The sequence below is a fragment of the Methylobacterium sp. FW306-05-D genome, from assembly GCF_058782155.1.
Window position 1 is genome coordinate 18,063 of record NZ_JBYSXL010000016.1, and the last position, 21,357, is coordinate 39,419.

Annotated in this window: 23 protein-coding genes; 10 read left to right on the forward strand and 13 right to left on the reverse strand. The window is 71.8% G+C overall.

Going from position 1 to position 21,357, the window contains the following annotated elements:
• Window positions 1-21: 21 nt before the first annotated feature.
• Both AC3WLN_RS08295 and AC3WLN_RS08300 read right to left on the reverse strand, forming a co-directional pair.
• Window positions 22-261, reverse strand: a complete 240-nt coding sequence (locus AC3WLN_RS08295; RefSeq protein ID WP_492480547.1) for a hypothetical protein — start codon at window positions 259-261, stop codon at window positions 22-24.
• A gap of 85 nt (window positions 262-346) precedes the next feature.
• On the reverse strand, window positions 347-577 hold the full coding sequence (locus AC3WLN_RS08300) for a hypothetical protein (RefSeq protein WP_492480548.1): 231 nt from the start codon (window positions 575-577) through the stop codon (window positions 347-349).
• 130 nt (window positions 578-707) lie between these two features.
• Here AC3WLN_RS08300 and AC3WLN_RS08305 point away from each other — a divergent pair, with 130 nt between their 5' ends.
• Complete coding sequence (locus AC3WLN_RS08305) at window positions 708-929, forward strand: hypothetical protein (RefSeq protein ID WP_492480549.1); 222 nt, start codon at window positions 708-710, stop codon at window positions 927-929.
• A 4-nt stretch (window positions 930-933) separates the two neighbouring features.
• Here the strand turns inward: AC3WLN_RS08305 and AC3WLN_RS08310 are convergent, their stop codons facing one another.
• Window positions 934-1,536, reverse strand: coding sequence for a glutathione peroxidase (locus tag AC3WLN_RS08310; RefSeq protein WP_492480550.1), 603 nt, complete (start codon window positions 1,534-1,536; stop codon window positions 934-936).
• Between the two features lie 192 nt (window positions 1,537-1,728).
• Between AC3WLN_RS08310 and AC3WLN_RS08315 the strand changes: the two genes are divergently transcribed.
• Complete coding sequence (locus AC3WLN_RS08315; protein WP_492480551.1) at window positions 1,729-2,241, forward strand: PRC-barrel domain-containing protein; 513 nt, start codon at window positions 1,729-1,731, stop codon at window positions 2,239-2,241.
• Between the two features lie 241 nt (window positions 2,242-2,482).
• Here AC3WLN_RS08315 and AC3WLN_RS08320 read toward each other — a convergent pair whose 3' ends face one another.
• On the reverse strand, window positions 2,483-2,917 hold the full coding sequence (locus AC3WLN_RS08320; protein WP_492480552.1) for a response regulator: 435 nt from the start codon (window positions 2,915-2,917) through the stop codon (window positions 2,483-2,485).
• Between the two features lie 381 nt (window positions 2,918-3,298).
• Between AC3WLN_RS08320 and argJ the strand changes: the two genes are divergently transcribed.
• From argJ to AC3WLN_RS08340, 4 genes are all read left to right on the forward strand, one after another.
• Window positions 3,299-4,549 carry a bifunctional glutamate N-acetyltransferase/amino-acid acetyltransferase ArgJ gene (gene argJ, locus AC3WLN_RS08325; protein ID WP_492480553.1) on the forward strand — a complete coding sequence of 417 codons (1,251 nt, stop codon included), beginning with the start codon at window positions 3,299-3,301 and terminating at the stop codon, window positions 4,547-4,549.
• A complete protein-coding gene (locus AC3WLN_RS08330) occupies window positions 4,546-5,280 on the forward strand; it encodes an SIMPL domain-containing protein (protein WP_492480554.1) in 735 nt (244 codons plus the stop codon). The genes argJ and AC3WLN_RS08330 overlap by 4 nt, the downstream gene beginning before the upstream one ends.
• Window positions 5,277-5,705, forward strand: coding sequence for an 8-oxo-dGTP diphosphatase MutT (mutT, locus tag AC3WLN_RS08335; protein ID WP_492480555.1), 429 nt, complete (start codon window positions 5,277-5,279; stop codon window positions 5,703-5,705). The genes AC3WLN_RS08330 and mutT overlap by 4 nt, the downstream gene beginning before the upstream one ends.
• 206 nt (window positions 5,706-5,911) lie before the next feature.
• Window positions 5,912-7,495: a DUF6880 family protein gene (locus AC3WLN_RS08340; RefSeq protein WP_492480556.1), complete on the forward strand. Its 1,584-nt coding sequence runs from the start codon at window positions 5,912-5,914 to the stop codon at window positions 7,493-7,495.
• Between the two features lie 13 nt (window positions 7,496-7,508).
• On the opposite strand, the gene AC3WLN_RS08345 is transcribed toward AC3WLN_RS08340, so the two are convergent.
• Entirely contained in the window at window positions 7,509-7,868 is a 360-nt protein-coding gene (locus AC3WLN_RS08345) for a DUF427 domain-containing protein (RefSeq protein ID WP_492480557.1), read from the reverse strand.
• A complete protein-coding gene (locus AC3WLN_RS08350) occupies window positions 7,865-8,743 on the reverse strand; it encodes a methyltransferase domain-containing protein (RefSeq protein WP_492480558.1) in 879 nt (292 codons plus the stop codon). Before AC3WLN_RS08350 ends, AC3WLN_RS08345 begins: the two co-directional genes overlap by 4 nt.
• A 118-nt stretch (window positions 8,744-8,861) precedes the next feature.
• Between AC3WLN_RS08350 and AC3WLN_RS08355 the strand changes: the two genes are divergently transcribed.
• Both AC3WLN_RS08355 and AC3WLN_RS08360 read left to right on the forward strand, forming a co-directional pair.
• On the forward strand, window positions 8,862-9,086 hold the full coding sequence (locus AC3WLN_RS08355) for a hypothetical protein (RefSeq protein ID WP_463771079.1): 225 nt from the start codon (window positions 8,862-8,864) through the stop codon (window positions 9,084-9,086).
• Between the two features lie 49 nt (window positions 9,087-9,135).
• Window positions 9,136-9,900 (forward strand): ComF family protein, encoded by a 765-nt coding sequence (locus tag AC3WLN_RS08360; RefSeq protein ID WP_492480559.1) that lies wholly within the window; start codon window positions 9,136-9,138, stop codon window positions 9,898-9,900.
• Window positions 9,901-9,911: 11 nt separating this feature from the next.
• Here AC3WLN_RS08360 and AC3WLN_RS08365 read toward each other — a convergent pair whose 3' ends face one another.
• From AC3WLN_RS08365 to AC3WLN_RS08375, 3 genes are all read right to left on the reverse strand, one after another.
• Entirely contained in the window at window positions 9,912-11,168 is a 1,257-nt protein-coding gene (locus tag AC3WLN_RS08365; protein ID WP_492480560.1) for an MFS transporter, read from the reverse strand.
• Between the two features lie 275 nt (window positions 11,169-11,443).
• Entirely contained in the window at window positions 11,444-14,194 is a 2,751-nt protein-coding gene (locus AC3WLN_RS08370; protein WP_492480561.1) for a PAS domain S-box protein, read from the reverse strand.
• Window positions 14,195-14,387: 193 nt separating this feature from the next.
• Window positions 14,388-14,636 (reverse strand): hypothetical protein, encoded by a 249-nt coding sequence (locus tag AC3WLN_RS08375; RefSeq protein ID WP_492480562.1) that lies wholly within the window; start codon window positions 14,634-14,636, stop codon window positions 14,388-14,390.
• Between the two features lie 336 nt (window positions 14,637-14,972).
• Here AC3WLN_RS08375 and AC3WLN_RS08380 point away from each other — a divergent pair, with 336 nt between their 5' ends.
• Window positions 14,973-15,896, forward strand: coding sequence for a L,D-transpeptidase (locus AC3WLN_RS08380; protein WP_492480563.1), 924 nt, complete (start codon window positions 14,973-14,975; stop codon window positions 15,894-15,896).
• Between the two features lie 100 nt (window positions 15,897-15,996).
• Here AC3WLN_RS08380 and AC3WLN_RS08385 read toward each other — a convergent pair whose 3' ends face one another.
• The 3 genes from AC3WLN_RS08385 to AC3WLN_RS08395 form a co-directional block, all read right to left on the reverse strand.
• On the reverse strand, window positions 15,997-16,191 hold the full coding sequence (locus tag AC3WLN_RS08385) for a hypothetical protein (protein ID WP_463771095.1): 195 nt from the start codon (window positions 16,189-16,191) through the stop codon (window positions 15,997-15,999).
• Window positions 16,192-16,373: 182 nt separating this feature from the next.
• A complete protein-coding gene (locus tag AC3WLN_RS08390) occupies window positions 16,374-16,736 on the reverse strand; it encodes a DUF6481 family protein (RefSeq protein ID WP_492480564.1) in 363 nt (120 codons plus the stop codon).
• A gap of 134 nt (window positions 16,737-16,870) precedes the next feature.
• The gene (locus AC3WLN_RS08395) at window positions 16,871-17,080 is read right to left on the reverse strand and encodes a cold-shock protein (RefSeq protein WP_055947623.1); all 210 of its coding nucleotides are present in this window, start codon (window positions 17,078-17,080) and stop codon (window positions 16,871-16,873) included.
• Between the two features lie 422 nt (window positions 17,081-17,502).
• On the opposite strand from AC3WLN_RS08395, the gene AC3WLN_RS08400 reads away from it, so the two are divergent.
• Window positions 17,503-18,570 (forward strand): helix-turn-helix domain-containing protein, encoded by a 1,068-nt coding sequence (locus AC3WLN_RS08400; RefSeq protein ID WP_492480565.1) that lies wholly within the window; start codon window positions 17,503-17,505, stop codon window positions 18,568-18,570.
• Here the strand turns inward: AC3WLN_RS08400 and AC3WLN_RS08405 are convergent.
• The gene (locus tag AC3WLN_RS08405) at window positions 18,567-21,197 is read right to left on the reverse strand and encodes a bifunctional acetate--CoA ligase family protein/GNAT family N-acetyltransferase (protein WP_492480566.1); all 2,631 of its coding nucleotides are present in this window, start codon (window positions 21,195-21,197) and stop codon (window positions 18,567-18,569) included. The genes AC3WLN_RS08400 and AC3WLN_RS08405 overlap by 4 nt on opposite strands.
• Window positions 21,198-21,357: the final 160 nt, after the last annotated feature.

The window sequence follows — 21,357 nt, forward strand, 5'->3', positions numbered from 1 at the left end:
CCGCCGGGACGGAGCCGGCCGTCAGTCGACCACGCGGGCGGTGGGGCGGTCGTTGCCCCGGGCGGTCTCGTCGTGCCACTCGCCCTTGCCGTCCTGGTAGCGGATGCCCTCCGTCGAGCCGGGAACCTGCTGCTCGGCCGCGGCGGCCTGGGCCGCCTGGAGAGCCTCGTCGTGGCTCGGATAGGTCTCGGAGAACACGTCGCCGACCTTGTAGGCGAAGCCGCCGTCGTGCTCGACGATGCGATAGGTGACCTCGGACATCGGCTGTTCCTTCCCGTTTCGCGCGCGAGCGCAGGTGCGAAGCGCATGTGGGAGGGCGAACACGGGGCGGTTCCGGAGGTTCCCCTCAATGCCGCGTCGGGCTGGCCCAGGACAGGTTGGGAAGGGCCGCCTCGCAGCCTGCGATCAGCGACCCGCGCACGTCCGTCGGGTCGTAGCCCGGCCCGTCGGGAAAGCCGATCGCATGGGTGGTCTCGCTGTCCTCGCGGCGGATATGGGCGACCCAGCCCTCAGGCGCCCGCTCGAAGGCGATCTCGAAGACGGTCCCCGCCTGCTCGAACCGGTGCGGCTTCATCATTTCCGTCCCTCGATCCCGTCCCTGGCAGCCCGGATGTCCCGACGATCCGCGATCGGCCCTCGCCGGATGTGGGGGCTTGCGATATCGGAGCAAGAGAGACCGCCGACTGAAGCCGAACGCCTGGAACCGCATGCGCGCCCTTCTCCTCGCCCTCCTGACGACGACGCTGTCCGCGGGCGGCGCCCGGGCCGAGTTCAGCCTGTTCGGCAGCGCCGAGCGGACCCCGGCCAACCCCTTCGCCTCGAACTACGCCTCGCCGCCGGTGCGCGGCGCGGGTGAGCGGCCGCGGCGCCTCCGGCGCGCGCCGCAGAAGCTGGAGGCGCTGCGCCCGCCGCGGGACCTCTCGCGCTGACGCCTCAGGCGGCGGGCAGCGCGTTGGCGATGGCGGTGACGATGCGCGGATCGTTGGGCTCGACCGAGGACGGGAAGGCGCCGATCAGGCTGCCGTCGCGGTCGACGAGGTACTTGTGGAAGTTCCAGCCCGGCGTGCTGCCGGGCTTCTCGGCGGCGGCCCAGCGGTAGAACGGATGCGCGGCCGGGCCCCGGACATGGGTCTTGGCGGTGACCGGGAAGGTGACGCCGTGGTTCCTGCGGGCGGCCTCCGCGATGGCGACGCCGTCCAGGGGCTCCTGATTGCCGAAATCCGGCGACGGCACCGCGATGACGGTGAGGCCCCGGTCGCCGAAGCGGGTCCACAATCCCTGCAGTCCGGAGAACTGGCCCGCATAGCCGCAGGCCGTGGCGGTGTTGACCACCAGGATGGGCCGTCCGGCATAGGCCGAGAGCGGCAGGGTGCCGCCCTCCGGCTTCTCGAAGGCGAAGGCACCCGCCTTCACGGGATCGGCGAGGGCCGGGCGGACGCCCCAGGCCAGCGCCCCACCGAGGACTGCCAGGGCGTGGCGGCGGGGCAGCGAGAGCCCGGTCTCGGGCGGCAAACGGTTCGACAGGACGTTCGACATGCGGCGGCACCCCTGACGGGCGCGCGGACCGGTTCCGCCGCCCCTGTCCCCAGGAACCTAAGGCCGGCGCGGCGTTCGTCCATTCACCATGCCGTATCGCGGGAACCTTTCGCGGAGGCCTGAACTTGAGCGTGTGCCATCACGGCGCCCCATCGCTCGACCTTCGGCTCGACCTTTCGAAAGACTTCGCCCATGCGCAGCCTGTTGCTCGGCACGCTTCTCCTCGCTGCCAGCGCCACCCTCGCCCTCGCTCAGTCGCCGGATGCCGCCGCGCCCGCCGGCTCGTCGTCGGCACCGGTCCAGGCCGCGCCCGCGACCCTCGCCAACGACCTGCGCCCCACCTTCGTGGTGCAGAACAAGAGCGACATGGTCACCTCGAAGCTCGTCGGCCTCACCATCCAGAACGGCGCCAACGAGACCATCGGCGAGATCGCCGACGTGGTGCTCGACGAGAAGAACACCGTGAAGTCCTGGGTGGTCGGCGTCGGCGGCTTCCTCGGCATCGGCACGAAGTACGTCGCGATCGATCCGAGCGCCCTGAAGCTCGTGCGCGTCGACGACGCCACCCTGAAGGCGACGATCGACACCAACAAGGACCAGCTCCGCGCCGCGCCCGAATACGTCTATCTCGGCAAGGCCAAGCTGAATGCGGACGGCAAGGCGAGCACCGAGACGAAGCCCGCCGACGCCCCCAAGGCACAGTGACCGAACCGCATTGACCGAGCCTCGATCATCGGGGCTCGGTGATCCGGCCGACGAAGGCCTTCGCTGAGATGCGAAGGCTTTCGCGTTTCGGACCCGCATGCAAGGCATCTGCGCCGGATCGTCAGACAACCGTCACGTCGGTGCGCTATCCGGAGCGCCGAGCGGAGCCGGACGACATCGCCGGTCGATCCCGGGGGTGGAGGTGGATGTCGGAGACCGGGCGTCGCGCTGGCGGTTCGGGTCAGGCCGGGCTGCGCAGCGCGTCCCAGACCGTGCTGGCGACGTTGTCGATGCGCCGAACCGCGACCAGGCCGTCGCGGTCGTCCGGGAACTGCGTGTCGAACAGCTCCTCGAGCCATTGCGTCGGATCTTCCTCGCTCGCGAGCGATTCGAGATCGCTGGCGAAGACGATGCGCAGGTCGGGGCGGAGCGCGCGCGCTTCCAGGGCCAGTCTCTGGCAGCAGAGCTTGCCCTGCAGGCTGACGTCGGTGACGAGGACATCGACGGGCAGGCCCAGGGCCAGGACCGTCATGGCATCGACGCCGCAATCCACCGTGGTGGCGGCGAAGCCCGCCCGCCGGATCTGAGAGGAGACTTCGTCGCGCCAATGCTTCTGGCGGCCGGCGATCAGGACCTGGACGCCGTAGGCGCCATATGGCGAAGTCGGTCTTTCCATCGTCGAGACTCCCCCCTGGCGCCTGGACATGCGTGCCGATCACCTCGGAAACTGTGCGTCGCAGCATGCTATGTCACGTTCGCTCGCGCAGACAAGCCCTCTTGACCGGCCGTGATCCGGCTCTCGACCCGGAACGGCGGTGGATTTTCGCGTGGCCTCGCCGCGCGCCCGTCCGGTCCGCCGACCCGAACGCCGCGATGCCGCGCTGCAGCGGAGCGGCGTCGGGTGCGGCAAGTGCCTGATGCGCAAGGGTTCAGCACCCCCGACCCCGATGCGACGGACGGATGACGGTCGTCGCGGTTGACGGAGACCGCGCGGGCGGGGCAACACCGGCCTCGCCGCGCGCCCGAGACGGCCCGCAGAGATCCGGAGACCCTGTCGATGTCGTCTGCCAAGAGCCCCCCCGTCTCGCCGCTGGCGCCCCGGACGCAACCGCAGCTGCCGGCGATTCGCGGCGTCGGGCTCGCGACCGCCCAGGCCGGCATCCGGTATTCGGGCCGCACGGACGTGCTCTACGTGGCCCTCGCCGCGGGCACGCAGGCTGCCGGCGTATTCACCCGCTCGAAATGCCCCTCCGCCCCGGTGGACTGGTGCCGCGAGGCGCTGGGCAGCGCGGGGGCCCGTGCCCTCGTGGTCAATTCCGGCAACGCCAACGCCTTCACGGGCCTGCGCGGGCGCGAGGCCGTGGCGCTGACGGCCCGGATCGCCGCCGAGGCCGCCCAGTGCCGGCCGGAGGAGGTCTTCATCGCCTCGACGGGCGTCATCGGCGAGCCCCTGGACGCCAGCAAGTTCGAGGGCGTGCTCGCCGACTGCGCCGGCCGGACGCAGGACGGTGCGGAGGCCTGGGCAGCCGCCGCCCGGGCCATCATGACCACCGACACCTTCCCCAAGCTCGCCACCCGCCGGGCCACGATCGACGGCGTCACCGTCACGCTCAACGGCATCGCCAAGGGCGCCGGCATGATCGCGCCCGACATGGCGACGATGCTGAGCTTCGTCTTCACCGACGCCGCCCTGCCCCAGGACGTGCTCCAGGGCCTGCTCGGCGCCGGCACGGCCACGAGCTTCAACTGCGTAACGGTCGACAGCGACACCTCCACCTCCGACACCCTGATGCTGTTCGCGACGGGCGCGGCCGGCAACGCCGCGATCGCGAGCGCCGACGATCCGCGTCTCTCCGCGTTCCGCGCCGCCCTCGACGACCTGCTGGTGGAACTGGCCCAGCTCGTCGCCCGGGACGGCGAGGGGGCCCGCAAGTTCGTCACCGTGCGGGTCACGGGGGCGACCTCCGACGCCTCGGCCCACCGCATCGCCATGTCGATCGCCAACTCCCCCCTGGTGAAGACCGCCATCGCGGGCGAGGACGCCAACTGGGGCCGCGTGGTGATGGCAGTGGGCAAGGCCGGCGAGCCGGCCGACCGCGACCGCCTCTCGATCTGGTTCGGCGACGTGCGCGTCGCCCGCGAGGGCGCCCGCGATCCGGATTACAGCGAGGCGGCGGCGAGCGCGGTGATGCGCGAATCGGACATCACCGTGCGGGTCGATCTCGGCCTCGGCGCGGGCACCGCCCGCGTCTGGACCTGTGACCTGACCAAGCTCTACATCGAGATCAACGGGGATTACCGCTCGTGAGGCGCGCCGGTACCGCCGTCCTCCTCGCCCTGGCGCTGCTCGGCGCCGGTGCCGAGGCCCGGGCCGAGGACAGGATGGGGCCGGCCGAGGGCCGGATCAGCGTCGTCGGACGTGCCCGCTCTGAGGTGGCGCCGGACTTCGCCTCGGTCGAGATCGGCGTCGAGGCCAAGGGCGCGACCCCGGCCGTCGCCCTCGACGGCGCCAGCACCGCCGCCAAGGCGATCCTGGTGCTGGCCGCCGAGTTCCAGGTGCCCGAGGCGGATCTCGGCACCTCCGCCGTGACCCTGCAGCCGGTCACCCGCTCGGTCCGCCAGGCCGACGGGACCTTCACCGAGAAGCCCGACGGCTATCGGGCCAGCAACACGGTGCGGGTGCGCCTGTCCGACATGGGACGCCTCGGCGACCTGATGCGCCGGGCCCTCGACGGCGGCGCGAACCGCATCGACGGCGTCGGCTTCGGCCTGCGCGATCCCGAAGCGGCCGAGAGCGCCATGCGCAGCGCCGCGATGAAGGACGCGCGGGCCCAGGCCGAGCGCCTGGCGGAGGCGGCCGGCGTCACTCTCGGGCGGGTGGTGTCGATCCAGTCCCCGGCCACGGCAGGGGCGCCGCCGGTCGCCTTCGCGGCGCCCGCCCCGATGCGGGTCAAGCGCGGGGGGACACCGGTACCCCTGGTCGCCGGCACCATCGAGACCGCCGCCGACGTCGCCGCGACCTTCGCGATCGCCCCGTGAGCGCCGCGACGCCCGCGCCCCTGCGCATCCTCCTCGTGGTCGCGGTCGCGCTGGTCGATGCCGACGGGCGCGTGCTGCTCGCGCAGCGCCCGCCGGGCAAGCAGCTCGCCGGCCTCTGGGAGTTCCCGGGCGGCAAGGTCGACCCGGGCGAGCGTCCGGAGGAGACCCTGATCCGCGAGCTCGCCGAGGAGCTCGGCATCACCGTGCAGGAGGCCTGTCTCGCGCCCCTGACCTTCGCGAGCCACGCCTATCCGGACTTCCACCTCCTGATGCCGCTCTACATCTGCCGGCGCTGGGAAGGCCTGCCGCGCTCCATGGAGGGCCAGGCCCTGAAATGGGTGCGCCCGCGCGACCTCAAGGACCAGCCGATGCCGCCGGCCGACGCGCCGCTGATCCCTTTCCTGCTGGATCTGCTCGGCCCCTGATCCAGTTCTGATACGGGCACCGGCTGGATCGAAGCGGCGCCTGTATCGGCCAAGCCCGCGCGGCGCTCGCGCGAAGCCCCTATCCGCCAGTCCGGATGGATGCATCGGAGTTGGGAAGGGGTCCATCGGCGTCGGCCATCGGCGTTGGTTCGAGAGGCGGGTCCCGTCCGGCGCGACCCGCCCCGTCGGGAGAGGGAGGGCGGTGCATGGCACGCAGGGCAGCGGCGAAACCAGCGACGCGGGCAAGCGCCGTTCCGCCGTCCGGCGGTGGCGAGTCCGGAACCGGCAAGTCCGGAGCTGGCAAGTCCGGAGCTGGCAGTTCCGAGGCCAGCAAATCCGGAGCCGGCAAACCCGTCGCAGCCAAGCCGAAGCGCCCATCGCGAAGAACGACGCCGAGCCCCGAGACCCTGACCGAACTCGGGCTGGAGCGCCTGATCGGCCTCGTCCTGTCCGAGACGGCGCGCAACCCGACCTTCAAGAAGCTGGTAACCGCGGCGGTGGCGAGCCTGCAGGGGCCGGACGCCATCGCGGCGCTGATCGACCGGCGCCTCACCGCCCTGGAGCGGGCCCAGGGCTACATCGACTGGCAGAAGCAGCGCGCCTTCGCGGCCGACCTCGACGCCATGCTCACCACGGTGGTGACCGAGCTCGCCGCCCTGGACCCGAGAGCAGCCCTCGACCGGCTGATTCGCTTCCTCGGGGGCGCCGGCGACGTCCTGGCGCGCGCCGACGATTCGAGCGGACGCATCCACGGCGTCTTCGAACGGGCGGCGGATGCGGCCGCCGCGCTGATCGTCGACCTGCCCGTGGAGGAGGCGGCCGGAGTCGCGACGGGTCTGGTGACCCGCCTCGGCGCCGATGGGTACGGCTTCGTCGAAACCCTGCTGCACGATCTCATTCCGCGGCTGCCCGAGGCGGCGCTGGCGCCCCTCGACGCGGCCCTCGCGGACGCCACGCCCCCGATGTCCGAAGGCCGCACCGGCGGCCAGAAGGCCTGGGCGGAGCAGCTCGCCCGCGGCCGCCTCGTCCGGATGCGCCAGGCCCTGGCCGACCGGGTCGGCGACGTCGACGCCTTCATCGCCTTCGAGCAGTCGGTGTCGCCGGAGCAGCCGGATCGGGTCCGGATCGCCGAGCGCCTGCTGGCGGCGGGCCGGGCACCGGAGGCCCTGACCTGGATTCGCCGGCCGCAGAAGCGTGGTCCGGCGGTGGTCACCCGGGAGGCCCTGCTCACCGGGCAGTTCGATCCCGACGCGCCGGAGCGGGCGCGCCAGGCCGTCGAGATCCGCATCCTCGACAGCCTCGGCCAGACGGAGGCCGCGCAGGCCCTGCGCTGGGAGGCCTTCGGGCGCAGCCTCGATCCGGCGATGCTGCGGGCCTACCTCGCCAAATTGCCCGACTTCGAGGACGACGACGCCCTGGAGCGCGCCTTCGACCGTGCGCAGGCGCATCCGGACCGCTACCGGGCGCTCGCCTTCCTGATTCACTGGCCGAACCCGGCCCGTGCGGCCCGCCTGGTGGCATCCCATGGCGGCAGCTGGGACGGAAGCCGCTACGAGGTCCTGGCGCCCGCCGCCGAGGCCCTGGAGCGGACGCAGCCCGAGGCCGCGGCCGAACTCTACCGCCTGCTCATCGATTCCATCCTGGAGCACGGGCGCAGCGGCGCCTACGGCCATGCCGCCCGCTACCTGTCCGCCCTCGACGGCCTGACGGAAGATCCGGAGGCCTACCGCGCGTCGCTGCGCCGGCTGCACGGGCGCAAGGCCGCGTTCTGGTCCCAGGTGCGGGACTGACGGACGGGCGCCCTCAGCCCTGCTCGATCGGGTCGATCTTGTCCGGATAGAAGGCGAGGTGTCCGGCGATGGCGGCCACCGCCGGATAGGGCGTCTCGTAGCTCCAGACCGCGTCCGGCCGGGTCGCCTCCGGCGTCGTCAGGGTGAAGTAGCTGGCATCGCCCTTGTAGGGGCAGTGGCTGCGGCGGGTGCTCGGGGTGAAATGCGCCCAGCGGGCGTCGGCCCGCGGGATGTAGAACACCGGCGGGTAGTTCGCCTCGGTGAGCACGAGGGCGGCTTCGGTCTCGGCCAGGAGCATGCCGGCGAGGCGGACGCGCAGGCGGCCCGGATGGGGGACGATGGTGATCGGATGGTCGGGGCCGGGCTGTCTCATGAATCCTGTCCTTCGGGCTTGCGTTCGGTGGTGCCCAGGGCCTCGGCGAGGCTGGCCTGGGCGCTGCCGGGCTTCAAGGGCTTCTGCTGGCTCTCGTGCGGGGCCCAGCCGGAGAGCCACAGGATCTCGAAACTGGCGCGCAGGCGCCCGTCGGGATCGGCGAAGCGCTCGGCATAGAGGGCGGCGGCCCGCAGGAGCGTGGCGCGGCGCAGGGGCGTTCGGCGGCGGTCGACGAGGACGTTGGTGAGCCCCATCGCGCGCAGGTCGTGCATCAGCGCGAACGGGTCGCGGTAGCGCACCGTGACGGTCTCGACATCGGTGACCGGCAGGGCGAAGCCGGCCCGCTGGAGCAGGCTGCCCATCTCGCGGACCTCGGCGAAGGGGGCGACCCGCGGGCTGACGCCGCCCTCGACCTCGCTCTCCGCCTGCCCGAAGACCTGGCGCAGTTCGGTCAGGGTCCGGCCGCCGAGGAGGCAGCCGATGAACAGCCCGTCGGGCCGCAGGGTCCGGCGCAGCTGCGCGAGGGCGCCGGGCAGGTCGTTGACGTGCTGCAAGGCGAGGAGCGAGACGGCGAGGTCGAACCGGCCCGGCGCCAGCGGCAGGGCCTCGGGGTCGGCCAGCACCGTGCCGGCCTCCGCCCGGGGCGCGAGGCGGGTGAGGTGCCCGACCCGGCCGGAAGCGCGCAGGCGCTGCGCCGCGAGGGGCGACGGGGTGCCGAGGTCGACGGCCTCGGAGAACGTCCGCAGCACCGCCCCGAGGCGATCGTCGAGATCGTCGACGACCCGGCGCAGCAGAAAGTCGGCATAGCCGGCCCGGTGGGCACGGGCGAGGCGGCGGCGGGCGAGGCCCGTATCGAACAAAGGTGGCGCGGTCATCACAATTTAGATGGCGCGCCGCGAGCGCGCGCGCCAGCGGCACCGGCGACGGAACGTGATTCCGGCCCTCGCAGTTGAGACCCGGCGATTCGACGACGAATCGAGGAGATCAGACGCCATGAAGTCCATCCTGTTCGGCGCGGCCCTCACCCTCGCGGGGATCAGCCTTGCCACCACCGGGGCCGAGGCCAAGGGTTGCATCAAGGGCGCTCTCGTCGGCGGCCTCGCCGGCCACGTGGCGGGCCATGGCGTGTTGGGCGCCGCGGCGGGCTGCGCCGTCGGCCGCCATCAGGCCAACAAGCGCGACCGCGAGCAGGCCCAGCCGCAGCAGCCGGCCCGCTGATCACAATCTCAGATCGTATTGCCGCGATGCGGGTGGTAAGGTGGCTGTCATGGTCCCCGCCGCCCGCGTCGTCACCCTCGGACTCCGTGCCGCGCTCCGCGGCGCCGTCGCGCTGGTCTACCCGCCGACCTGCCCGGGCTGCGGCGGCGCCATCGCCGATCCGCACGCTCTCTGCGCCCGCTGCTGGTCGAGCCTGCGCCTGATCGAGGAGCCCTGCTGCGCCCGGTTCGGCACGCCCTTCGCGGTCGACCACGGCACCGGCGCGCTGCTCTCCCCGCGGGCCATCGCGGACCCGCCGGTCTTCGGACAGGCGCGGGCGGTGGCGCTCTACGAGGGCGTCGCCCGCGACCTCGTTCACCGCCTGAAATACGAGGATCGCCTGGACCTCGCACACGTCCTCGCCGGCATGATGGCGGGCGCCGGTGCGGAGCTCCTGTCCCGGGCGGATTGCCTCGTGCCGGTGCCGCTGCACCGCTGGCGGTTGTGGCGGCGCCGCTTCAACCAGGCGGCGCTCCTGGCGCGGCGGGTCGGCCGCCTCACGGGGCGGCCCACCGAGCCGGGCTACCTCGCCCGCGTGAAGGCGACGCGCCCGCAGGTCGGACTGAGCCGGGTCGCCCGGGCCACGAACCTCCAGGGCGCTTTCCGGGTGCCGGAGGCGATGCGGCCCCGGCTGCAGGGCCGCCGCCTCCTCCTCATCGACGACGTGATGACCACCGGCGCGACGGCCAACGCCGCCGCGCGGGTGCTCCTGCGCGGCGGCGCGGCGTCCGTGGATGTCCTGACCTTCGCGCTGGTGGCCGAGGAGATCGGCTGAGCGACCTGGGCTCAGGCGGTCAGGGGATCGAGGCGGCCCGTCTCGGGACGTTCGGGCGTGGCCGGTGTCAGCACCTTGCCGCGCGGACCGACCCAGGTGCCGACCCATCTGCGCTGCCACACCAGCAGGCAGACCAGCACCAGGGCGGCGAAGACGGCGTAGCCGACGAAGCCGAGGGCGAAGGAGCCGGTATACTGCTTCGACAGGCCCATCACGTTGGGCAGGATCGCGCCGCCGAGGGCCCCCACCTCGCCGATCATCGAGCCGGCCACCGCCGTGTTGGCGGGCCAGCGCAGGGGCACGAGCTGGAACAGGGCGCCGTTGCCGGCCCCGAGGGCGGCGAAGCACAGCATGAACAGGGCGGTGGTCAGCGCCAGCGAGGGCGAGGCCGTGAGGAGCAGGAACGAGCCCACGGCGGCGAGGAGCACCACCGACAGCACCAGGATGCCGCCGAGCCGGTCGGCGAAATAGCCGCCGACGACGCGGATGCCGGAGCCCATCAGGGCCGCCAGCATGGTCAGACGGCCGGCCTCGACCTTGGTCACGGCGAACTGCTCGTAGAAGAAGGTCGGCAGGAAGTTCGACAGGCCGATGAAGCCGCCGAAGGTGATGATGTAGATCAGGTTGAAGGCCCAGCCGTCCTTCTGGAACAGGCAGGAGACGTGCTCCCGGAAGGACTGGTGCTCGGCGTCCGGCGGCTCCTTGGCGAAGACGATCATCACGATCAACGGAATCGCCATGACGCAGCCGGCGAAGCCGTAGACGGTCTGCCAGCCATAGGCCTGGGCCAGGGGCGGCGCGAACAGCACGGCGAGCACGGTGCCGGAATTGCCGGCGCCCGCGATGCCCATGGCGAGGCCCTTGTGCTCCTTGGGGAACCAGCCCGAGCCGAGAGACAGGGCAACGCCGAAGGAGGCGCCGGCGATGCCCAGGAGCACGCCCATGGCGAGCACCTCGTCGTAGGTGTTCACGTAGAAGAAGCCGAAGGCCATGGCGAGCATGATCACCGTCATCTCGGTGATGGCGGCGTTCTTCCGGCCGATATACTGGGCCAGCACGCCGAGCGGGAAGCGCATGATCGCGCCCGCCAGGATCGGCAGCGAGATCATGAACCCGGTCTGGGCGGGAGTCAGCTTGTAGGTCTCGGTGATGAACGGGCCCATGGCGCCGTTGAGCACCCAGATCGCGAAGCAGAAGTCGAAGTAGAGGAAGGCGGCGAACAGGGTCGGGGGATGACCGGATTTCATCACGGTCTTGAAGCTGGCCATGGAGTGCGTCTCGAGGTTCACGGCCGTAGGGCGGCCGTTCGTGCCAAGGGATCCGGACTCACGCCGTCCGCATGCGGGGCGCCTTTGCTCCGCGTGTCGCCGACCGGCGACGGACCGGACCAAGCACCGAACGTGCCAGAGATTCGGAACGCGGCGCCCCGGCCGTGCCCACCCGATAGGCAGGCCTCCGCCTGCCGAAGGCGACGGCATCCGGCTGCCGCGCGAGGCGGCACTGCCTAGAAACGATGCTGAAGACGCGGGTCCGGCGCCGGCCCTCAGCCATCCGCCTGGAAGGCCGCCAGGGGGGCGGCGATGACGCAGGTGACGCCGTCGACGGGGAAATCGAGGGCGATGGTGCCGCCGACCTGTCCGGCGAGGCCGCGCTCGATGAAGCGCGACCCGAACCCCTTGCGCGCCGGCCGCGTCACCGGCGGCCCGCCGATCTCGGCCCAGGAGAAGGCGAGGCTGGGCTCGCCGGTCTCGTCGCGAACCTCCCAGCGGATCGACACGTGGCCGTCATCGTCGGAGAGCGCCCCGTACTTGGCGGCGTTGGTGGCGAGTTCGTGGAGCATCAGCGCCAGCGAGAGGGCCGGCTTGGCGCCGATCTCGAGTTCGGGCCCGTCGAGGCGAAAGCGGCCGTCGCGGTCCTCGTGCAGCTTGAGGGCCCCGCGCACCACCGGACCGATCAGGGTGCTGCCGAGGGCGCCCCCCATCAGGAGGTCATGGGCCTGGCCCAGGGCGATGAGGCGGCCGGCGAGCACCTCCTTCGCGGTGTCGACGTCGACGGCCGTGCGCATGGTCTGGGTCGCGATCGACTGCACCATGGCCAGCAGGTTCTTCATGCGGTGGCTGAGTTCGCGGTTGACCAGCTCCTGCTGCTCCTCGGCACGGAGGCGGGCCACGGCGGCGCGGGTGCGGTCGACGACGTTGCGCACGAAGTCGAGGATGTCCGGGCTCCAGTCGCGCCGCTTCGAATCGTGCAGGCAGAACACCGCGACGAGTTGCCCGCGCTCCATCAGCGGCAGATTGATCACGGTGCGGACGTCGAGGGCGCGGAAGGCCCCGGACCGGTCGGCGGTGCGCGGGTCGGTCTCCACGTCCGCGATGACGACGTCATGTCCCTGCCGAAGTTCCGGCAGGTAGGAGCCATAATCCGCGTAGTGGTGGCGGCCGACGAGGGTCGCCGCGCCGGCCACGGTCCAGTCGCGGACGATGTCCAGATAGATCCCCGTATCGTCGAGGACGCCGTAGGCGGCGCGGGTCAGCCCGAGGGTGCGGCCCGCGATCTCGGCCGCCACGAAGGCGATCTCGCCGGGGTCCTGCAACTCCCGCAGGCGCTCCCCGAGTTCCACCAGGGCCGCCTGGCGCTCCTCGGCGCGCTTGCGCTCGGTGATGTCCACCGAGGCGCCCGGGAAGCGCAGGGGCGTTCCGTCGGCGCCACGCACCAGGCTGCCGCGGGCGATCACCCAGCGATGGGAGCCGTCCGGCTGGAGGATGCGGTACTCGCAGGCGAATTCCTTGGCGCCGGCGAAGAGGCGGTCGAGCTCCTCCTGGAACCGCGGCATGTCGTCGGGATGGAAGTTGCGGATGTAGTCGGCCAGGGGCGCCCCGAGGGCGGCGCGCTCGGGATCGACGGTGTAGATCCGCGCGAAGTTCGGATCGGCGTAGACTACGTCCGCGCGCAGGTCCCAGTCCCAGGTGCCGATCATGCCGGAGGCGTTCAGCGCCAGACTCAGGCGCTCCTCGCTCCGGCGCAGGCGGGTGTTGGCGGCCTTGCGCTCGGTGACGTCGGTGAGGGTCAGAACGGAGCCCTGCACCACGCCGTCCTCCACGATGGGCGCGTTGTTGGTGATGACCTCGATGCGCGAGCCGTCCTGGCGGAAGAACGTCGCCTCGCGGTCGCGCAGGGCGACACCGCTGCGCAGGGAGCGCACGACCTCGCAATCCTCGCGCGGGAACGGCCGGCCGTCGGGATGGTGGTGATGGGCCGTGTCGTGGAGGTTGCGGCCGATCAGGCTGCCGCGCGGCCAGCCCAGCATCGCCTCGGCGGCGGGGTTGGCGAAGGTGACGACGTCGTCCTCGGTCAGGCGGACCACCGCCTCGCTGAGATGGTCGGTGACGGTCTGGAGCAGGGCCGTCTGCTTGCGCAGGGCCTCGTCGGCCTGGCGCTGGGCGGTGCGGTCGCGCAGGATCTTGAGGTAGCCGATGTGGCGGTCCGCGTCGTCCCGCAGCGGCATCATCTCGCCCATGCCCCAGAACCGTGAACCGTCCTTGCGGACGTGCCAGCGCTCGTCGTTGGCCCGGCCGAGCTCGCGGGCGAGGCGCATCTCGTGCTCGGGCACGCCGCGGGTCCGGTCCTCGGCCGTGAAGATGACGTCCGCGGACCGGCCCAGCATCTCGGCCTCGCTCCAGCCGAGGACGCATTCGGCCCCCCCGTTCCAGCGCGTCACCACGCCGGCGAGATCCACGGCGACGATGCCGTAGTCGATGGCGCTGCCAATGATCGCCGCGTTGTGCCGGTCGGCGGCGCGGCGCTCCTTCAGGGCGCGGCGCAGCTCGAGTTCGGTCATCACCCGCGCGGCCAGGGTGCGCAGGATGAAGGCCTGCGCCTCGGTCAGTTCGCGCGGTCTGACGTCGAGGACGCACAGGGTTCCGAGGGCCACCCCCTCCGGCGTGCGCAGGGGCATACCGGCGTAGAAGCGCACGTGCGGCGCGCCGGTGACGAGGGGATTCGCGGCCGTGCGCGGGTCGCGGGTGGTGTCGGGAATGACGAAGAGCCCGTCCTGCCCCACCGCGTGGGCACAGATCGATTCCGTGAGGGTGGTCTCGGAGCGCGGAAACCCGATCCGGGCCTTGAACCACTGGCGCTCGGCATCCACCAGCGAGACCAGGCAGACCGGCATCTCCAGCAGCCGGGAGGCCAGCGCGACGATGTCCTCGAACGCGTCCTCGGGCGCGGTGTCCAGGATCTCGTAGCGCGCGAGGGCTTCCGGTCCCGTCTCGGGCGCTTCGCCGGTCCTACTCAATCGTTCCTCCGGCCACGCTCCCGCCGACGGCCGAGGCCGTCGATCACGAACCCGATCCATGAACCCAACCCACGAACCTCCGTGTGGCCCGACCAGCTTTACCCCTGCGCCCGCGATTGTCCTACGTTCAACCGCGGATCGATCATCAATTTCGCGCAATCCGGTTTTGCGCGACCTGAATCGGGCCGCGCCCTCACCGGCAGACCGTGACGCTGCGCACGACCCAGCCCTCGTCGCCCTGCCAGAGCTTGCGCCGGGTGCGCTGGCAGGCGGGGTTCTCGGGCTCTGTGGACGTCCAGCTCGTCACCGGAGCGGCGGGCTCGGACGGGCGTGCCGTCCGGCTGCGGGCGGCCTGCCCCTCCGTCGGCATCAGGGCGACGAGCAGCAACGCCGCGAGCGCCCGGTGGGGCGCGCGGTTACGGGGACGCGGAGGGACCGGCACGGGTCGCGTTCCATGATTTCGAGTGGAGGGCTTTATGAGTGCCAACCTATGTCGGCACGGCCCGGCGTTTTGCAACGGGCCCGCAACCGGATCGCGGCACCGGCCGCCGTTTTTTCGCCGACATGGTGAAAGCGCGCTGCCGCGGTATTCGCGTTCGCCTCCGGAAGCATTTCCGAATGGTTTCTGGGGCCTGTGATTGTGCCCGGACTGCATCGCCCGCCAACTTTAGCACCGCTGCAGGGCTGCCCTACGTCCACATGGCGTGACGGACCTGCTTCGACTTGCTAGGCCCGGGCTCGAACGACCCTTCTCCGACGACTTCTCGAGCACCGTCCCATGTCCCAGACGACCCGCCGCACGCTTCTTTCCGGGGCGACGACGAGCCTCGCGCTCCTCACCCCCGTCGGGTCCGCCCTCGCGCAGGGGCGCGGCCTCTTCGGGGGCGCCATCGACGGCGACGGTCCCTACGACGACGAGCGCCTCTATCGCGACGAGAACGGGCGGCTCTACCGGCGCCGGGGCGGCCAGTACGTGCCCTATTCCGAGCGTGGCTCCGAGCGTGATCTCGACCCGGTCCGGAGCCAGCGCGGCCGCGCCGCCGTGGCGGACGATCCGGATGCGGATCTCTACGCTCCGCGGCAGGTCCCGCCGGCCTCCGCCCAGCAGGCCGCTCCGGCCAAGCCCGTCGACAACGGCCCCATCGACTTCAACCGCGCCTACGCGGCGATCACCGACGAGCCCTTCCCGGTCTATGCCTTCAACTGGCGCAAGGCGAACCCGTCCTTCCTTCGCCAGGAGGTCGCCTATACGGGCTCGGAGACCCCAGGCACGATCGTGATCGACCCGCGCGCCCACCACCTGTTCCTGGTCCAGCCGAACGGCCGGGCGCGGCGTTACGGTGTCGGCGTCGGCAAGCAGGGCTTCTCGTGGTCCGGCGCCTCGACGGTGAACTCGAAGCAGATGTGGCCGGACTGGTACCCACCCAAGGAGATGATCGCGCGCACGCCGAAGCTGGCGCGCTCCGTCTCGCAGCTCCAGAGCGGCCTCGGCGTGCCCGGCGGCGCGCACAATCCCCTGGGTGCGCGGGCGCATTACCTGTGGCAGGGCAACAAGGACACCCTCTACCGCATCCACGGCACGCTGGAGCCGGAGTCGATCGGCAAGAGCGTCTCCTCGGGCTGCATCCGGATGATCAACCAAGACGTCATCGACCTCTACGGCCGCGTCGAGATCGGGTCCCGCGTGGTGGTGCTGGGCTGACGCGAACGGCCTCCTCCCATCTTGCCCGAGGGGGGAGGCCGCGGCCTTCCAATGGCAGTGGAGCGTGTGCGCCGCGCCGGGGGCGCGGAGGCGCCGCCGCTCAGGCCTCGGTGATCTCGCCCTCACGCACGGCGCGCTCGCTGCTGCCGGACTTGATGCGGTAGAACGGCTCGCCGGTCTGGTCCTCGGGAACGAGGCGGACGATCTCGAACACGTCCGTGATGTCGGATTTCGGGGCGGTGTAGCCGATCTGGGCGCGGCGCACGCGCTGGCCGATCTTGAACTTGTGGGACATGGCGGTTGTCTCCTCGGTGGAGGTCCGGCGGACGGACGTCGCGCCGAGGCTGGTTCCGCCGGTGACGGCGGTTCCGATGATGCGGGCCCGTCCCGTGGGACGCGCCGTCGCGCGGATGCGCACCGGACCCGCCGCGGCGTCGCGGCCTGCCGGCGACGGACACGGTCAGGGGCGCGCGGCGCTCAGCGGCGGGCCTTGGCCTTGCGAGCGGCGTAGCGGGCGTCGCGCTGGGCTTTCTGCTCCAGGCGGGCGGCAGCGGCCTGGGCCACCCTCTCCTCGGCGGCGCGGATTTCCTCGGCAGCCTGACGCTCGCGATCGGCCTCGGCCTCGGCGGCACGCTGGGCCTCGGCCTCGAGCCGGGCCTGCTCGCGGGCCGCCACGCGGATCTCGCGCTCCCGGGCGATCTGGGCCCGCTCCGCCTTGCGGGCGACCACGGCCGGATCATCCGCCGCCGGGCGGTCGCGGAAGCGGGCCAGCGCCGCGGCGCGGGCTTCGGTCGCGGCCTTGAGGCGGTCGGTCATCGAGTTCGGGTTGAATTGGCTCACACAGGATCCTGTCATGCGGGAGGCCGCCATCGGCGCGCTCCCCTGGAATCGGGTCTCAGAACACAAGCGAGCCGCCTCCCATCCGGGAAGCGGCTCTCGAAACAGGTCGGGCCCCGCGGGGGAGCCCGCCATGATCAGACGGTCTGAAGGCTGCCGGCGGACTGCTTGCCGCTGCGCTTGTCGGTTTCCATCTCGTAGGAGACCTTCTGGCCTTCCGCGAGGCCGCGCATGCCGGCGCGCTCGACGGCCGAGATGTGCACGAACACGTCGCTTCCGCCGTTATCCGGCTGGATGAAACCGAAACCCTTAGTCTCGTTGAACCACTTAACAGTACCGACAGCCATCGTATTCCTTTGCCCTTGCGGGCTTCATCTACCGGAGGTCCACGCGATCATGCGCGGCCGTCTCCGTCATCAACACGAAACGTAAGAATCTGGCACTCGATTTCATAACGAAACCGCGCCACCGAGGTTCTGCCGTTGAGTTGATATTTCATCTGTACGCGCTCAGGGGCCGATTAGCAAATCGAAAGTCAAATCAGGCGCCGTAATTTCCGACGTCTGACGGAAAAAACAGCTGTGGCGACGGGTTCGGAATCGTTATGTCCGCCTGTGATCATGCTTGAAAGGCGAGCGACATCAGCGCCCCGCCCCCGATCTTCCGCCGCGCCGACGGGGCAGCGTCGGCCGCACGGCCCGCGGCCGCGCCGGTGCCTCGCGCATCGATCCCGTGATCGCGGTGGAACCGGACGACGCCGATCTCCTTAATGATGTCCACCCCACGCCCCATCGTCGTGAACCCGGCCTTGCACGCATCGCTCTCGGATCAACAGCCTGCGGCCGGGACGTTCCCCCTGCGGCAGGTGCATTTCTCCAGTCGCGACTACCCCGAGGAAGACGCTGCGCAGGTCTACCAGCTGATGTTCGCCAGCTCGGCCCTGGTGACGCCCCTGGTGGAGCCGTTCCATGTGGAGATCTCCAGCTTCTGGTCCGAGCACCTGCGGTTTCATTTCATGGACGGCGTTCCGTTCGTCTTTCATCGGCCGGCGCAGAAGCTCGGTTACGACGGCCTCGACGGCATCGTCCTGCAGCATGTCGAGACCGGCGACATCATCGGCAATTTCGACGGCCGGGAGGTACGGACCGGACCCGGCTCGGTCTACGTCATCGACTTCTCCCGCCCGACGATCATCCGCGACGCCCAGGGCATTCCGCGCCAGCGGCGGAACTTCGTCGGCATGCCGCGCGCCTTCGCCCGGCGCTGGTTGGGTCCGCTGGATCGCATCCACGGCCTCGTCATCCCACCCGACGTCGCCGTCTCCTACACGACGCACCTGCTGCGGATGCGCGAGCGCCTGCCGCACCTGTCCGCTCTCGATGCCGAGACCGTGGCCCAGACCGCGACGCTGATGGCCCAGGCCGTCACCACCGCCCTCGGGCACGGCACCTCGCTCAGCGATCCGGCCCGGCTGTTTCAGAAGGCCTGCCTCTACATCGAGGCGAATCTCCGCAATCCGAACCTGAGCGCGGCCGAGGTGGCACGCAGCATCGGCGCCTCGCGCTCGAAGCTGTTCGCGATGTTCCAGACGGTGGGCGGGGTCGAGTCCTTCATCCGCTCGGTCCGGCTCGAGCGGATCCGAGCGGCCCTGAGCGCACCGGCCCAGCCGCACCCGATCGCGGTGCTGGCCGAGGACCTCGGGTTCCGGAGCGCGGCCCAGCTCAGCCGCCTGTTCCGGCAGCATTACGGGATGACTCCCTCGCAGTTCAGCGCCAGCGCCGATCCCGGCGGAGTCCGGCGGATCGCCGAGCAGGCCGGAGGCGAGCCGGGGCGCTAAAGGGCGAGCGAGACCTTGATCACGCCGCCATCCTCCTTGTCCGGCCGGGCGGTGAAGCCGAGCTGGCGGCAGACCGCGAGCATGGGCCGGTTCTCCCGCAGCACCGTCCCCTCCACCCGGGAGAGGCCCTCGATGCGGGCCCAGTCGATCATCAGACTCATCAGGGCATGGCCGAGGCCGGTGCCCTTGCGGTCGCCGTGGATCAGGATCGCGTATTCGCCGCTCTCGTGATTGGCATCGGCGTGGAGCCGCACGGCGCCGAGCATCGTCCCGGTGGCGGCATCGATGGCCACGAAGGCGATGGCGCGGGCGTAGTCGAGCTGGGTGAGCTTGGCGAGGAAGGCGTGGTTGAAGTCCCGCACCGGTGCGAAGAAGCGCAGGCGCAGGTCCTCGGCGCTGACCGATTGGAAGAAGGTGAGGAACAGGGCCTCGTCCTCCGGCCGCACCGGGCGCACCGTGATGGTCTCGCCCCGCAGATGGAGAGTGCGTTCCCACTCCACCGGATAGGGCCGGATCGCGAAGCGCGGATGGTAGGTGCCCCGGGCCCGCCGGCCGGTCGCCGCTTCGGGCGCCACCATCACGCGGGCATCGAGGGCGAGCGCGCCGGTCTCGTCCGCGAGGAGCGGGTTGATGTCGAGCTCGCGCACCTCGGGGCAGTCGGCCGCCAGCTGCGCCAGCTTCACGAGGACCAGGGCGACCGCGTGCCGGTTCACCGCCGGAACGTCGCGGTAGGCCGCGAGGCGCCGGGCGACACGGGTGCGGTCGATCAGCTCGGAGGCGAGGCGCAGGTCGAGGGGCGGCAGGCCGAGGGCCCGGTCGTCGATGACCTCCACCGCGGTGCCGCCGCGCCCGAACACCACCACGGGCCCGAAGGTCGGGTCCTCGGCGAGCCCCGCGATCAGCTCGCGCTGCTTGCCGCGCCGGATCATGGGCTGGACCGCGAAGCCGGTGATCCGCGCCTCCGGCGCCAGCCGGCGAGCGCGGGCCAGGATGTCGGCGGCGGCGGCCCGCACGTCGGCCTCGCTGGTGAGGTCGAGGCGCACGCCGCCGATATCCGACTTGTGCACGATGTCCGGCGAGACGACCTTGAGGGCCACGGCACCGCCCTGGGCGATGACGGGCCAGGCGGCCGTCGCGGCGGCATCGATGTCGGGGGCGAGCGTCAGGGGTACGCTGTCGATGCGGTAGGCGGCGAGGAGGTCGGCCACCGCCACCGGGTCGAGCCAGGTCTGGCCCTCGGCCACCGCCCGCGCGACCACGGCACGGGCCGCCGCGACATCCGGCGAGAAGTCGCGCGGCAGCGAATCCGGCGTGCGCATCAGGTCGTCCTGCGCCTCGCGGTAGCGCACGAGGTGCAGGAAGCCCTCGACGGCGGCGTCGTCGGTGGAGAAGCGCGGGATGCCGGCGGCGGCCAGGCGGCCGACGGCCTCGGCCTCCTCGCCGATCGTGACGGCGAAGACCGGCTTCTTGCGTGCGCCGGTGCGGCGGACCCGGGCGACGGTGTCGGCGATCGCGGCGGCGACCTCGGTGCCGTCCGAGCGCGCCGTCGGCACGTGCACGGCCAGGACCGCGTCGTTGCCGGGGTCCGCCAGCAGTGGGGCGAGGGCCTCGGCATAGTGCGTCGGTCCGGCGGCGACCCCGAGATCCACGGGGTTTCCGAGCGTGCCGGCCGCCGCCAGGGTGCCGCCGCGATCGGCGAGCCGGTCGGCCGCCAGGGCGCCGATGCCGCGCCCGTTGCCGAGGATCGCGAGGCGATGCCCCGGGAAGGGACGCTGGCGCCCGAGGGTCTCCACGGCGGAGAACATCGCGTCCAGGCTCTCGACCGAGAGCAGGCCGGCGCGCCGGAAGGCGGCCTCGTAGACCGTATCGGGTCGGGCGAGCGCGCCCGTATGGGTCGCGGCGTGCCGGGTCGGCGCTCGGTGCCGCCCCGCCCGCAGGACCACCACCGGCTTGGCGCGCGCGGCGGCCCGCGCCGCCGACATGAACTTGCGCGCATCCACCACCGCGTCGAGGGAGAGCAGGATCGCCCGGGTCCGGAGATCGGCGGCGAAATGGTCGAGGCAGTCCGCCACGTCGATATCGCAGGCGATGCCGAGGGAGAGCACCGCCGAGAAGCCGACGTCCCGGCGCGCCGCCCATTCGACGATCCCGGCGGCGACCGTGCCCGATTGCGAGACCAGGGCCAGGTCACCGGCCTTCGGCGCCCGGGCGAGGAGGCTCGCGTCGAGCTGGGCGCCCGGAACGGACAGGCCGATGCTTCCGGGCCCGAGGAGGCGCAGGCCGTGGCGGCGGGCCTCCGCCCGGGCCGCCTCGCAGACGGCGTCGCTGACGTCCGGCGTCAGGATGACGGCGCTGGCCGCGCCGCGCGCACCGGCTTGCGCGATCCCGTCGGGAATCTCCGCGGCGGGTGTCGCCAGGACGACGAGGTCCGGCGCCTCCGGCAGATCGGCGAAGCCCGGGAGCATTCCGGCCGCCGTGTCCGGACCGAGCCGGTGGATCGGCCCGGAAAAGCCGCCGCGGTGCAGATTGGCCAGGACAGCCTCGGCCAGCCCGTCCGGCCCCGACCCGAGGCCGGCCAGGGCGATCACGCGCGGGGCGACCAGCGCCTCGAAGCGGTACGTACTCATCGGCCGAACGCCTCTGCTCGGGTGACGGGGCAGCCGCCCCTCGACCGGTCCGTGCGCCTGGGACCACGGCACGGCAGACCGGTCCGGACGGCGAGCGCGCCCGGCAAGCGGTGTTATAGACCGCCTGCGCCCGACCGGTAGGGCGTTCGCTCCCAGGAGA